Below are 15014 nucleotides of genomic sequence, written 5' to 3'. Positions count from 1 at the left end.
AAATGTGAAACGCTTTAGAGAAATGCTTGGCATCAAGCAGGAGGCTTTAGCTTTTGACTTGGGGGAGGAATGGAATCAAAAGAAAATTTCTATGTTGGAGCAAAAAGATGTGATTGAAGATGATCTTTTGAAAGCGATTTCAAATGCTCTTAAAATTCCTGTAGAAGCTTTTCAAAATTTCGATGAAGAGCAAGCAGTTAATATTATTGCAAATACTTTCGACAATGGGTCAATTTTGAATGGTATCAATCATAATCCAACTTTTCATCCTATAGAAAAATTAGTTCAGCTTCACGAAGAAAAAATTGCATTATACGAAAGAATGCTGAAAGAGAAAGATGAAATGATGGATAGGCTGGAAAAGCTTATCAATAAATAAGATATTAGTAATTCGGGATAATTACTTTTCATTTGAAAGGCTCAACTTAGGTTGAGCCTTTTTAAATCCTTCATATAACTGTCTTTTTATTACTTTTAAAGCAATAAAAAATTCTTGCTTTAGGTTTTGATAAAAACACAATTTAATTGCATATAAATTTGACAATCAATCAACTACTAATTAACAAACATCTTTAAAGTGACAGAAAATTCAAAACAAACAGTGGATTTGAATCAGGCAAATCTTGATTTAGACATAATAGATGAAAAAAGGCAATTTTGGATAAGTCAATGGGATAGTCAAATCAAAAATTATCTGAAAAGGACTTATGGTTTATCTCTCTATAGTCCTCACATTTTAATTGATGATATCGTTACTGAGATAACTGAAAATCAATTTAAAAACGCTGACAATAAAAAGTACTTTTATGACAAATTAGATAGATATTGTAAAGAGGATCGAGTTATAAAAGATAATTTCGGTGCACTTTTCAAATTATTAAGGGCAAGCTTTCATACAGAAAAAAACAACCTAATTTTAGAAACCTGCCTACATATTAAAAAACAATTTGATGCTGGAATTTACTTTGATAAAAGTCTGGAATTATTAATAAATCTCATTTGTAGTAACACAAAATTAAACATTGAAATTGTTAATAGTATAAAGATCATTTCGCAATCAATAATAGTCGAAATGCTCAAGAGAGGATATGTTTTAGAAGATATTATAAATTTTGCATCAAATATTTTTGATACTTACAGAGAGCGAAAGGATATATCTTTACACCATGTGTCAACAAAATTTCCACATAAAATTAAGTTTGAAGATTATGGTGTCGCAAATAGAGATGAATATTACAAGGAAATAAAAAGTAATGTGAAAAATCTCACACTTGAAACGAGATTCTTGGCATTATCAAATTATTTTTATAAAGAACGACAAAAGGTCCACTATTTATTTGTTGTAGAGGGCTTAAAAGGATCGGTCAACATTGAAGTTGGAAAAGTTACGCTGTACTCAATCGATCAAAGAAGATTTATAAATAATGATAGATATTCTGAGGAGGATGCACTCCTAATGTCTAAAAGTAAAAATTATTCTAAAAGCGTTGTTATTGCGGCAGTTGAAGTTGAATATCTTTTGCCAAAGTCATCTTTGATTGATGCATTAAATACACTTGAGGATATTTTAGATTTAATTAGTTGTCATTATAAAACAAAAACAACATTAGATATTGACACAACAAAATATGTTGTAGTTGAAAATGGACGCAGTATAAATTCAACTTGGTCGCGAAATAAGAATGACAAATTCATCAAATTCGAAGAGGCACTTAATTTGGAAGATCTCTCGCAGAAATTCACAGAGTTAAACGATTACAGTGTCTCTTTAAACAAATCAACTTTAACTATTTCGAATTCAAGATTAAAGAACGCCATACACTGGTTTAGCAAAGCAGAACAAACTTTACGACAAGAAGATAAAATGTTAAATTATTGGATAGCAATAGAAAATCTGTTTAATTTGGAATTCGATATTAAAAATGATATTTTAAATAAAAACTATTCTAAAATTCATCTTATTCAAGAAATTATTGTTTCTAGCGAATTACAGGGGTTGATATTTCAATATGGGTGGGATCTCTATCATTCATATCTTCATTTAATTATAAACGATTTGCGACCAAATCTGTCAACAGATTTTGTCAAGAAAGCAAATTTAATATCGGAAACTGGTGAACGCATTTATTTAAATAAATTTATAGATTGCTTAAGTGAATTAAAAGACTTAGAAAGAGATTTATCTATGAAGCAAGATATTGAAAATGTTCAAGACTTTTATTCTAACAATATGACAACGTTAAGAGTTTTAAATGAGCAAACTCAAGGAATTAAAGATGACATATTAATGATTTATCGTTTTAGAAACTTAATTGTTCATAACGCTCATTTTGATAATGCACTCCTGCCATATTATGTTTGGAAAATTCAAAAATATTCTGGGAATCTTATAAGAAAGTTAATTCAACAGAGCGCTGTGGAGGAAAAAACATTATCAGCCCACATTATCAATCTATTTTTAAAAAAACAAGAATTGTTGGGGAATTTAGAAAATAAAGACTTTCAAATATTTAAGTAATTTAAACATCAATAAAAAACACGGGATCTTGCTTATCATAACGTCTTTCTCAATTCAATTATTTCCAAAAGAAAAAAGGAAAAAAAGAAAGCCATTTAATCATTGTTGCAGATTTTAATAAACAAGTTTATCAATAAAAATACTACCTGAAAGGTGGAGATTTTTATTGATACAGTATGGCTTTAACTTGTGCTTCATAATCTGAAACTATTCCTTTGTTTTCTTTTTATTATATTTAGCAATAGTCTATTACGACTTTCGCTCTTTTACTTTTGCTGTAGGAAGTGTCGGAAGTGATAAGTTCGTAATCAAAATTCTTCCTTCTAAGTGGTGAGTGCTACGTTTGCAATTGTTGTGCAGAAACTTCTAATTTATAATAGGTATTTTTTAAAATTGCGTTATTAAATATGTAATTTTTTAGTCTATTTCACAGTTTTTTTTTAAGTGTAGATAAGGCGTAGATAAAGGCATGATAAAGCGTACTTAATGCGACTGAATGCCACTACTACTTTAGCGTTATTTTTTAAAAAATTGGGATATAAAATACTGTTGCGATAAACCTACCTTTCACTATATAGTTTAAGAGTTTTTATATTAGAATTACTTTTTCAATCACCAAAAATACTTGTTCCAAATATTATTACCAGTCATCCATTCCCACAATTCCTCCATCAGTCCAGATTCATTCGATTTTCTGGTAGGTAGATGAAACTTCTTCATACTCTGCGAGATTTACCAATTCCGGATTTTTATTGCTGGCATTCTGAATTTAATATCCGACATGCTTGCATTAGTACGTCTGATGGTGTAATGCTGTTTTTCAGTTCCCACTCTAGCAGCAGCTCATTTTTGTGGTGTCCAGAACTGACACTCGAACTCCGTCATTTGCTCATTACTGCAAAGTGCATCGTAAAGTAACGTCTTGATTTGTCTAATGTTTTGGTAATAATTATAGGTTTGTGCATTACTGATCCGCTAGGAAGTCCACTCGCTGCGTCTCTTGGAAACGTGATGTCGTGGCTCACGGCAATTATTTTAATTTTGTTTTCTCTACGACAGAAACTTTATCTCTTTTTTTTTCCCTTTTACGTCTTGGATGCATTGAGTATCATGGTAATTGCTTTTAGTTTTGTTACGATTTCATCATAACTATGATTTTTTGTGCAAATTTTTCTTTATCGAATTGATCTTTCAATACTTCTTTTGTACATATCTAGGTCTATATTATTTAAAGTTAAAAAAGTTGAAAGCTTGAAATTTCTTTTGACAACAAAAAAATCCGCTCTGCAAAATTTATTTGCAAAGCGGATGGATATTTAATTCTGATTTTCTTCATTAAGACGAAAACTGCCGAAGTCTATTTATAATTATTAAAACTAAAACTATTCAACAATTAGTTTTAAAGTAAATAATTTTCTGGTATGAACTTTCACAAAATAAACGCCTTTTGGTAGATTTTCATTGACTAAAGTAAATTTCTGATCGTTCACATTTTTGGTTTCATACAAAAGCTGTCCTGCAGCCGATAAAAGCTGAATTTTTTCAATAGGATAGTCGCTTTTAATGAAAGTAGGCTGTCTCGGTTTTGATGGATTCGGATAGAGAATCACATTTTTCTCTGTTTTGCTGGTGGTTTCAGCAGTTCCAAGGGTTGCTCCCACAACCTCAAAAGAAACTCTGTTTGAAACTTCTGTGTAGGAATCATTGGTAAACATAACCATATAGTAATTTCCGGTAGTTGTCGGCACACCGTTTACGTTTCCTGTGATGGTTTTGTTGCCCTGCGTAATTCCGTCAAAATAAGTATATGATGTAAACTGATCATTCGGAGTCTGCACAGATTGCGGGTAAATTCCCAGCCAGTCTTTGATGATTCCCGGAGAATCCGTCCATGAAGCGGTGATATTTTCTCCTAAAGTATAGACAGGTTTGTTGATCCAGAGATCAGTAACAATGTCTCCAACTTTAAAGAAAACTTTTTCCCCGATCTGCGTGTAGCCGTCTTCCAAAAGGTAGGTTGCATAGTAATATCCCTTCGGCAATCCCGTGAAATTCTTAGTTCCTGCGGCGGTGGTTACATAGCTCCAGGTTGCAGATGGATTGGCTGATCCCGGAACCTGTCCCATTTTGTAAATCCCGATCCAGTCATTGGTAAGATTGGGTCCGTTGGAGTAATTTACAACTACTGTTCCGCCTACCGGATAAGAATCTGCTGTAGTTTGAAGAACCACTTTTGGTCCCACGTAGAAACTTTTTCTTCCTGTAATTTCTGTATATCCGTTATTGGCAAAGAAACCTGCGAAATATTGTCCTTTGGTGGCAAGTCCTGTATTGAAATTGGCTATTCCTGAAGTTTGTCCGTTCGTATATTTGTATCCCTGAGACGTTACTGCGGATGGATTTTGTCCTTTTTTATAAATTCCTACCCAGTCCTGCTGATTTCCGGGGCCGTCTGTATAGGTTGCAAGAATGGCTTCATTCTGCAGATATTCTGTTTTATTTAAAGTTAAAGCAGGATTCGAAACAACGCTTCCGGTAACCTCAAAAGATTTCACATCACTCCAGTCGCTCCACTCAAGATTACGGTCTCTGTATCTTACTTTTACATAATAAATCCCGTTGGTTATAGAGTTGGCAGCGATGGTGGCTTTCGTAATATCTACACCAGCATTTTGGTTTTTGGTGACATCAGGGTTTCCGTTTCCGTCTTTCCCGTACCAGTTTTCAAAATCACGGTAGAATTCTTTGTCAATCACAGAGAAATCAGCCGTTTTACTGATAAGAAACTGTGTCGTATTAAGTAATTCTGGTGTAGTGGTAGAAAAAGCGCTTCCGTTCAAAGTAAGTGGGAGTGTCACAGGTGCTGTAAACGTATTAGTGACAGATGGTTTAGCCGGTTTAGCCTGATTTTTATATCTGTGAAAACTGTCAACAGTCACGCTGTTTTTCTGCTGGTAAATACTTCCTATGGAATAACTTTCAATATCCATTTTACCGGTGTTTACGTCAACTTCGATAATTTGGTAAGTCCAGTCTGTCAAAGTTTTTTGTACATCGTCAAAATCCTGCTCATTAGACATTCCCCAATACTGATCCCAAGCAGTTCCTCCGGAAATAATCTGGTAATTTGGTGAATTTTTCAGTTGACCTCTGTGATAAAGATGGTGGTGAGCGCCGATGTGCATTACATATTTATCTGAAGCTGTTAACATTGGTACGGCTGTGTTTCTTACCCATGTAGAAATATCTCCTACATATTGCTCTGCCTGATAAGGTCTGTGGCTTAAAGAAATAATCCATTGAACTGTACTGTCAGTCGCTGCAGCTGCAAGAATCTGTTGAAGCCATTGTTGTTGTGCAGATCCGGTATGTTCTGAGCTTAAACTTACAAACAAAACATTTCCGGCCTGTTGGGCATAATAATTTTCATTTCCTGAACTGATATTTTTATAACTCAGCTCGTCAATGAAAAAATGTGCGTAGTAAGAGCTCATTCCCAATGTTCCATACGTTTCATGATTACCAACAGTCGTTTGAATAGGAAGATAAGGTGACAGTTTTTGATTTTTTTTAAAGTGAACATTTTCGTAGTGATCAAGTGTCCCGACATCCACTTGATCTCCCACCATGAAAGTCAGGGCAATATTGTCTGAAGGATCATTATTTACTCCAAATCTTTCTTTAATCTTTTTGTAGGCATGGAGGTTTAAAGAATCGTATCTCGGCTCGTTCTTTAACTGGTTGTCTCCCATAATCAGGAATCTGATTTTTCCGTTGGCAGTCACAGCCTGTCCCGGAAGTGGAAGCGTACGGAAATTGTACACTGCAGATTCAGAAGTTCCTGTTTTGGTTTTGTAATAATATTTTGTGTTGGGTTGTAGGTTGGTAATTTTCGCGGTGTGATAATAATAATTGTTGCTGTATCCGGTATCTGTAAAGACATTGGTGGTTCCGGTAACAGTAACGTTGAGGTTGGTGGGTGAAGTTCCGTAGTAAACCGTTGTCTCATTGTTGGAAGACGTTTTCCAGTTTACAATCATTGAACTTGGGGTGGGATTTTGAAGATACGGAACTATGGTTTGCCCAAAGCATAAGCTTGTGACAAAGCAGCACAGCAGCAGTAGATAATGTTTCATAAAAGAGGTTTTAGGATTTAATTTTTGATTGGCCAAAACTACCATCCTGAAATTACGGCACTGTTACAAAGCTGTTAAATGATATTTAATTAAAGTGATGATTTTTGGCAAATGACTTTTTTATTATGAATTTTAGATTAAATTTGAGGAAGAGGCTGATATCTCGCTACATATATCATTCTGATAATTAGACTTATTTGTATTTTCTTAAAAAATATCTTATATTTGCACAAGATTTACGGGAAAAAATGGAAAGGCTTCGAAAAGAAAGCCTTTTTTCGTACTGTAAACCAGTAGTATAACGTATGGAGTTTAGAAAAAAAATTGAAGACTTATTAAATGAATTTCTCGCAACAAGAGAAGATCTTTTTTTAATAGATTTAAAAATCTCAACAGGAGACGATATCACGGTAATCCTGGATGGAGACAACGGAGTTTCGGTGCAGGACTGTCTGGATGCAAGCCGCGCGATTGAATTTAACATGGACCGTGAAGAGCATGATTTCAGCCTTCAGGTAATGTCTGCGGGATTGAGCGAGCCTTTGATGACGCCAAGACAGTTTCAGAAAAACATTGGAAGAGAAATCGAAGTGATGTTTGAAAATTCTGAAAAAATCGAAGGTGAACTGGCAAAGGTAGATGAAGAAAAAATCACATTAATTCTTCGTTACAGAAAACCTAAAGAAGTAGGTAAAGGCAAAGTAGATGCAGTGGAAGAAAAAGAAATTCTGTACACTGAAATCAAAAAAGCACTGGTAGTAATTAAATTTTAACTAAAAAGGTGAACGGTTATTGATTTTAAGAGAAAATAATCATTCATCATTTATCAATTATATAACAGATATGGATAATATAGCGTTGATTGAATCCTTTGGTGATTTTAAAGACGAAAAAGGGATCAGTAAGATTGATCTTATGGCAATTATTGAGGATGCTCTGAAGACTCTTTTGAGAAAAAGATATGATTCTGACGATCATTTTGATGTAATTGTAAATCCTGATAAAGGAGATTTTCAGATTTTCTTAAATAAAACAATCGTGGAAGACGAAATGTCTGAAGACGATGATCTTGAAATTGAAATTTCTGAAGCGAAGAAAATTGACCCTACATTCGAGGTAGGCGAAGATTTTACAATGGAAATTCCTGTTGCTCAGTTAGGAAGAAGAAATATTCTTACGCTGAAGCAGATTTTGGCTACAAAACTTCAGGAGCACAACAACGCAATGTTGTACGAGCAGTTCAGAGACCGTATAGGCGAGATTGTGATCGGTGAAATTCACCACATCCGTCACAAACACGTTATTCTTCTGGATGATGAGGAAAATGAATTTATCCTTCCAAAGGAAAACCAGATTCCTTCAGATTTCTTCAAAAAAGGAGAAAGCATCAGAGCTATTGTTGAAAGTGTTGATTTTAAAGGTTCTAAACCGCAAATTATTATTTCAAGAACAGCACCTAAATTTTTGGAGAAATTATTGGAGCTGGAAATTCCTGAAATCCAGGACGGAACAATCATGCTGAAAAAAGTAGTGAGAATTCCAGGTGAAAAAGCAAAAATCGCCGTAGATGCATACGACGACAGAATAGATCCGGTGGGAGCATGTGTTGGTGTGAAAGGTTCAAGAATTCACGGAGTTGTAAGAGAATTGAGAAACGAAAACATCGACGTTATCCAGTGGGCAAAAAATCCTGAGCTTTTGGTAAAAAGAGCTTTGGGGAATGTGATCATCAATAAAATCGACATCAACGAAGAAACCAATTATGCGTTGGTTTATACACCGGTGGAAGAAATTTCAAAGGTAATTGGTAAGCAGGGACAAAACATCAGATTGGCGTCATGGCTGAGTGGCTTCGAAATTGATGTGTACAGAGAAGCCAGCGAAGATGATGACGTAGAATTGACAGAATTTGATGACGATATCGAAGCATGGGTATTGGAAGAATTCAGGAAGGTGGGTCTTACCACAGCAAAATCGGTATTGGATAAAGATACACAGACTTTACTGAATATGGTAGATCTTGAAGAGGAAACAATTGAGGACGTGAAGAGAGTTCTGAAAGAAGAATTTGAAGACTGATCATGAGTTGATAATCCCGGAAAAGTATAAAATACTTTAATTTTAAAAATTAGAAAACAGTAAAAATATTAGATGCCAAAAATTAGATTAAATAAAGCGGTAAAGGAATTCAATATTTCAACATCCAGATTAGTAGAGTTTTTACAGTCGAAGGGTATTGAGGTTGAAGCCAATCCTAACGCTCAATTAGAAGAAGCGGCATATTCTGCATTGGAAGCTGAGTTTGCCAAAGACGGCGAACAGAGAAAGGCTTCCCATGAGGTGGTGATCACCAAAGTTCCGGAAGAAAAACTGGAAATTGAGGAAAAGAAAACCCCTGAAGTAATAAGAGCTAAATCAAACAGACCTGAAACTAAAATTTTAGGTAAAATAGATCTGGAAGGTAAAAAGCCAGAGCCGGAAGCTGTTACTCCGGAACCACAGAAAGTGGAACAACCTGAGCAGCCAAAAGAAGAGCCTGAACAGAAACCTGTTCCGGAAAAACAGGAATTTAAAGTTCTTGACAAAATTGATCTTTCACAAATTGAGTCTAAAAGCAGACCTGTGAAAAAAGAACAGCCAAAGCAGGAAGAAAAGAAACCAGTTGAAAAACCGGCAGAGCCTGTAAAGGAAACTCCAAAGCCTGTGGTTGCAAAAGAAGAGGTAAAAGCAGAGGAAACTAAACCAGCAGAAACAAAAGCGGAAGTGAAGCCGGAAGAAACAAAAACTGAAACTCCTGCTGAACCGGAATCTCAGAAGATTGAGACTGTTTATCAGAAATTAGACGGACCAAAAATCGTTGGTGAAAAAATTGACTTAACTCAGTTTGCACCAAAGACCGGTCCAGGAGCTAAAAAGAAAAGAAAGAGAATTGAAAAGCCAGGTGGCCCGAACCAAAATACCGGAAATAACCAAGGCGGAAATAACCAACAGGGTGGACAAAACCGTCCTCAGGGCCAGAATGGTCCGGGAGGAAACCGTCCTCCAGGTCAGGGTGGTGGATATCAGGGGAACAGACCAGCAGGTCAGGGCGGTCCAAACCGTCCGGGTGGCCCTCAGGGTAACCGTCCTCCAGGGCAAGGTGGCAACCGTCCAGGTGGTCCGGGTCAGGGTGGCGGAAACCGTTTCGGAAACAACAACAGACCGGGGCAAAGAACTATGCCTGTTGAACTGACCGATGAGCAGGTTAAAAACCAAATCAAGGAAACTCTTGAAAAACTTACCAATAAAGGTGGTAAATCTAAATCTGCCAAGCACAGAAAAGACAAAAGATCTTACCGTAGAGAGCAGGATGAGCGTCAGCAGGAAATTGATGCTGCAGACAGAACATTAAAAGTAACCGAGTTCATCACTGTTGGTGAACTGGCAAGTTTGATGAACGTTTCTCCTACAGAAGTAATTTCGGCTTGTTTCTCATTAGGAGTAATGGTTACCATGAACCAAAGACTGGAAGCTGATACATTGCTGTTGGTAACAGACGAATTTGGTTATAAAATTGAATTCTCAGATGCTGATCTTGAAGATACAGAAGCTGATGACGAAGTCGATACAGAAGACACTCTTGTTTCAAGAGCTCCGATTGTAACGGTGATGGGTCACGTTGACCACGGTAAAACGTCACTATTGGATTACGTAAGAAAAACCAACGTTATCGCTGGTGAATCAGGAGGAATTACACAGCACATCGGTGCATATAATGTGAAACTGGAAAATGGTCAGAGAATTACATTCTTAGATACACCGGGTCACGAAGCCTTTACCGCAATGAGGGCGAGAGGTGCACAGGTAACCGATATTGCAATTATCGTAATCGCTGCCGATGATGACGTAATGCCACAGACGAAGGAAGCAATTTCTCACGCACAGGCGGCTGGTGTACCAATGATTATTGCAATCAACAAAGTAGATAAGCCAAATGCAAATCCTGACAACATCCGTCAGCAGCTTTCTGGAATGAATATTTTGGTAGAAGAGTGGGGTGGAAATGTTCAGGCACAGGAAATTTCAGCCAAAATGGGTAATAATATGGATCTACTGTTGGAGAAAGTATTATTGCAGGCGGAAATGCTTGAGCTTAAAGCTAATCCGGACCGTTCAGCAAACGGAGTTGTAATTGAAGCATCATTAGATAAAGGTAGAGGTTATGTTGCAACGATGTTGGTACAGACCGGAACTTTAAAAGTTGGAGATTACGTCGTAGCAGGTAAAAATCATGGTAAGGTTAAAGCTTTGCTTGACGAAAGAGGGAAAAATCTTGAAGAAGCAGGTCCATCTATTCCGGCAACAATCTTAGGATTGGACGGAGCGCCTACTGCTGGTGATAAATTCAGAGTTTACGCCGACGAAAGTGAAGGTAAAGCGATCGCTAACAAGAGAGAGCAACTTCAAAGAGAACTTTCTATCAGAACCAAGAAACATACGACACTTGAAGAATTGGGTAGACGTATTGCTTTAGGTGAATTTAAGGAATTGAATATCATCCTTAAAGGTGACGTGGATGGATCTGTAGAAGCCCTTTCTGATCAGTTACAGAGATTGTCAACTGAAGAAATCAGCGTGAAAATCCTCCACTCAGGTGTTGGGCAGATCACTGAATCTGATATCAATTTAGCTGCAGCTTCAGATGCTATTATCATCGGATTCAACGTGAGAGCCGGTGCCAATGCAAAAGAGCTTGCAGACAGAGAAGAAATCGAGATCAGAACATATTCTGTCATCTACAAAGCTATCGACGAAGTAAAAGAAGCGATGGAGGGAATGCTTTCTCCGGAAATTCAGGAGCAGGTAATCGGTAACGTAGAGATCAGAGAAGTATTCAAAATTTCTAAAGTCGGAACGATTGCAGGTTGTATGGTTCTTACCGGTAAAGTAACGAGACAGTCTAAAGTAAGATTACTGAGAGACGGCATCGTGAAATTCGACGGTGAACTTGAAAGCTTAAAACGTTTCAAAGACGACGTAAAAGAAGTTACAAAAGGCTACGAATGCGGATTAAACCTTAAAGGTTATAATGACATCGAGCAGAACGATATTCTTGAAGTTTACGAAGAAGTTGCTGTTAAGAAAAAGCTGAAATAAGCTATTCATCGCATAAATTAAAGCCACCTTTCAATAGAAGGTGGCTTTTTCATAACAGACTGAGATTAATTTGTATTGAATCTAAATAATAAAATTTAAAAAGATTGGTATGATTTAATCGGATTAAAGATGAATAAAAATTGAAATAAAACTAAACAAATGTTTGTTTTATTGCATATGTCTGAATCAGGTAGTATTTAAGATTGTTATATAAAGCATTGGTTTTTAATATGTTTTTAGAAGCTTTTTGTAGTGTTAATGATTTTTTAACATATTTGCACGGTTAAATATTAAAATAATGTTAATATGAATGTTAAATTTAAGGTGCTAAGCGCCGGTGTTTTGTTCTTCACTGGACATGCTTTAATGGCTCAAAACATTAAAAACGACACTGTGCAGGAGCAGCAGATCGAAGAAGTAGTTATGGTGGGGTTTGGACAGAAAAGAGCTGTTCAAGAGATTACAGGCGCTACTTCTACAATGAGAGCAAAGGCAATTGATGATGTGCCGGTTGCTTCTGTTGATAAGTTATTGCAAGGTAGAGTGAGTGGTGTGCAAACAGGATCTACTTCTGGACAGCCAGGAGGTTTTGCTTCTGTGAGAGTAAGAGGGGTTGCTTCTATCAATGGAGGTGTAACGCCTATATACGTGATTGATGGCGTGAGGGTTTCTTCTGGAGATTTAACTGGAAATAGTACATCAGCAAATATTTTAGCTAACTTAAACCCAGATGATATTGAAACTGTAACCGTTCTTAAAGATGCGGTCTCTACAGCGGTTTATGGTGCTGATGCAGGTGCGGGTGTTATTATTATTACTACAAAAGCGGGTAAATCAGGAAAACCAAGATTCAATATAGGTTTTAATCATGGTGTGAGTGACAGAGCGATCGAAGGCTATAGAGGTCTGAATGCTCAGCAGTATCAGGATTTAGTAGCAGCTCAGGTTCTAAATGCATATCCATCTTATGGAAGTATTGATGCAATAAAGAATGTGATTGCTGGGGGAGGGTTAGGCGCTTCGGCAGCAACAATCTATAATTCAGGTGCTGATACAAACTGGAGAGATGCAGTTTCAAGAAAAGGGGCATATGTTCAGAATGCAGATTTCAGTGTTTCCGGAGGTAATGAAAAAATTAGTTATTATAACTCAATCAACTATTTCGATCAAAACAGTATCATTAAAAATTCTTCTTTTAACAGATTAACGTTTACTAACAAATTAGATGTAAAAGCTACTGATAAATTGAGATTTGGTACAAACCTTCAGTTATCTTACAGTAAAATCAGAACTTTAGGAAACGGTGGAGGATTTGCAAATCCAATTTTAGGGGAATATTTCCTTAGACCAACTGATCCTTTGTACAATGCTGATGGAAGCTATTATTGGGAAGGAAACGGACGTATGTCTAATGGCTTGTTTAATAATGCAGCATTATTGGATTTAAATTCTCAGGTAGCAAAAACGGCGAGAATTTTTGGTAATATGTATGCAGAATATGACATCCTGAAAAATCTTAAGTACAGATTTGTATTTGCTCCGGAATATATCAATGTTGAAGAAGATCAATATTCAAGCCCGTTACACGGAGATGGTAGAAATTACAATGGTCTGGCAGATTCAGGAACAAGAAGATATTTTAATTTTAACGTTCAGAACATCTTAAGCTATAACTTCAATTTGGCAGAAAAGCACAATTTCGATTTCTCAGCAATTCAGGAAGCTTATAAATCAGACTTCAGAGATTTAAGAGCGAGTGCTTCTGCGGTAGGAACTTTATCTTTATCTACAATTTCTAACTTTGTAAAAATGCAGTCTATTGCTGGTACAAGATCTGAAACCAGTAGACATGGTTATGCATTTACAGGACATTATGATTTTGATAAGTTAGTATTACTAGATGCATCATACAGAAGAGACGTTTTATCAAATTTTACTCCTGGTAAAAAAGCTGGAGATTTCTGGTCTGCAGGTGTAGGTGTTAATTTAGCAAGGCTTAATTTTATTAAAGAAGTAGATGCTATTTCAAGTTTGAAATTCAGAGCTTCTTATGGTAAAGTAGGTAACCAAATTTCTGCTGTTCCTTTTGCTCTATTTAATTATACTGCAAATTATGATGATTTAGCTTCTGCTAATTACAGATTGTTTTATAATCCAAACCTAAAGTGGGAAACTATCAAACCTTTCAACGTTGGTTTTGATTTTGGATTCTTACAGAATAGATTAACATTCTCAGCAGAATACTATCATAAAAAGACAGAAGACTTAGTTTACAATATTCCGTTATCACTGGCACAAGGTTTAGGTAGTTATGTTGATAACGTAGGAGACTTGGTAAACAAAGGTTTCGAATTTACCGTAAATGCAGATATCTTCAAAGGGTCAAGAGATCAGTTTAATTTAACTGTCGGCGCAAACTTAAGTACTCTTGATAATGAAATTACTTCATTGTATGGAGGGAATGTAAATACAGGAACTACTACAATGAGAGTGGGTGAAGGTGTAAGAACTTGGTACCTTAGAAAATGGGCTGGTGTAGATCCGGCAAATGGTGATCCTCTATGGTATTTGAATGGCGTTGATGGTGCTACTACAAACAATTACAATGCAGCTCAGCAGGCTGTACAGGGAAGCTTTTTAAGTACACTTTTTGGTGGAGCTAATATCAATATGTCTTACAAAGGTATCGGATTAGACGCACAGTTTACTTACGGTTTTGGTGGTAAAATCTATGATGATTGGGCAAACTATATGTTCAGTGATGGGCAGTATACTCTAAATTATTCTGGTTATGCAGATCAGATGGACTACTGGACTGCGGATAATCCAAACGCAGCAAATCCAAAACCAATCTATGGTGGAAATAAGTTGAGTAACAGAGCTTCAACGAGATTTTTGTATGACAGTGACTATATCAGATTAGGTAATGCGAGATTATCTTACACATTTACAGGAAGTACTTTAAGAGGCTCAGGTCTTAATTCTGTACAGCTGTATGTGATGGGAACTAATATCTGGACGCATACCTTTGATGACAGATTAAAATTAGATCCGGAAATTAACTTGGATGGTACTTCTAATTTAAATTTACCAATCATGAGAACTTATAGTATTGGTGTAAATATTGGGTTCTAATTAAAAGAGAAATTAAAATGAAATTAAATATTTTAAAAACAGCTCTAATTGCTGTTGCAGTATCAACTGCTGCTGTTTCTTGTAGTGAA

At 36.1% G+C, this 15014-nt stretch carries 8 protein-coding genes; 6 read left to right on the top strand and 2 right to left on the bottom strand.

Annotated features, from left to right (window positions below; translation table 11 throughout):
* On the top strand, window positions 1-379 hold a 379-nt coding region (locus tag ASG21_RS00270), incomplete at its 5' end, for a helix-turn-helix transcriptional regulator (RefSeq protein WP_082482318.1).
* Between the two features lie 198 nt (window positions 380-577).
* Complete coding sequence (locus tag ASG21_RS00265; RefSeq protein ID WP_056074454.1) at window positions 578-2518, top strand: HEPN domain-containing protein; 1941 nt, start codon at window positions 578-580, stop codon at window positions 2516-2518.
* An 881-nt stretch (window positions 2519-3399) separates the two neighbouring features.
* On the opposite strand, the gene ASG21_RS19800 is transcribed toward ASG21_RS00265, so the two are convergent.
* Both ASG21_RS19800 and ASG21_RS00260 read right to left on the bottom strand, forming a co-directional pair.
* Entirely contained in the window at window positions 3400-3558 is a 159-nt protein-coding gene (locus ASG21_RS19800) for a type VI secretion system tube protein Hcp (protein ID WP_082482306.1), read from the bottom strand.
* Window positions 3559-3900: 342 nt separating this feature from the next.
* A complete protein-coding gene (locus ASG21_RS00260) occupies window positions 3901-6654 on the bottom strand; it encodes a fibronectin type III domain-containing protein (RefSeq protein ID WP_056074620.1) in 2754 nt (917 codons plus the stop codon).
* A gap of 305 nt (window positions 6655-6959) precedes the next feature.
* Between ASG21_RS00260 and rimP the strand changes: the two genes are divergently transcribed.
* The 4 genes from rimP to ASG21_RS00240 all read left to right on the top strand — a co-directional run bounded on the left by rimP (window position 6960) and on the right by ASG21_RS00240 (window position 14925).
* A complete protein-coding gene (rimP, locus tag ASG21_RS00255) occupies window positions 6960-7427 on the top strand; it encodes a ribosome assembly cofactor RimP (RefSeq protein ID WP_056074452.1) in 468 nt (155 codons plus the stop codon).
* Between the two features lie 70 nt (window positions 7428-7497).
* Window positions 7498-8733, top strand: coding sequence for a transcription termination factor NusA (gene nusA / locus ASG21_RS00250; RefSeq protein WP_056074451.1), 1236 nt, complete (start codon window positions 7498-7500; stop codon window positions 8731-8733).
* Window positions 8734-8805: 72 nt separating this feature from the next.
* Window positions 8806-11790, top strand: coding sequence for a translation initiation factor IF-2 (infB, locus tag ASG21_RS00245; protein WP_056074449.1), 2985 nt, complete (start codon window positions 8806-8808; stop codon window positions 11788-11790).
* A gap of 306 nt (window positions 11791-12096) precedes the next feature.
* Window positions 12097-14925: a SusC/RagA family TonB-linked outer membrane protein gene (locus ASG21_RS00240; protein WP_056074447.1), complete on the top strand. Its 2829-nt coding sequence runs from the start codon at window positions 12097-12099 to the stop codon at window positions 14923-14925.
* Window positions 14926-15014 lie beyond the last annotated feature (89 nt).

The sequence above is a fragment of the Chryseobacterium sp. Leaf394 genome, assembly GCF_001424105.1.
Lineage (GTDB): Bacteria > Bacteroidota > Bacteroidia > Flavobacteriales > Weeksellaceae > Chryseobacterium.
This window is presented reverse-complemented; position numbering and strand designations above follow the sequence as displayed.

Coding starts and splice junctions, on each gene's coding strand:
- ASG21_RS00260 (WP_056074620.1), bottom strand. CDS start 6,654: ATGAAACATTATCTACTGCTGCTGTGCTGCTTTGTCACAAGCTTATGC.
- rimP (WP_056074452.1), top strand. CDS start 6,960: ATGGAGTTTAGAAAAAAAATTGAAGACTTATTAAATGAATTTCTCGCA.
- nusA (WP_056074451.1), top strand. CDS start 7,498: ATGGATAATATAGCGTTGATTGAATCCTTTGGTGATTTTAAAGACGAA.
- infB (WP_056074449.1), top strand. CDS start 8,806: ATGCCAAAAATTAGATTAAATAAAGCGGTAAAGGAATTCAATATTTCA.
- ASG21_RS00240 (WP_056074447.1), top strand. CDS start 12,097: ATGAATGTTAAATTTAAGGTGCTAAGCGCCGGTGTTTTGTTCTTCACT.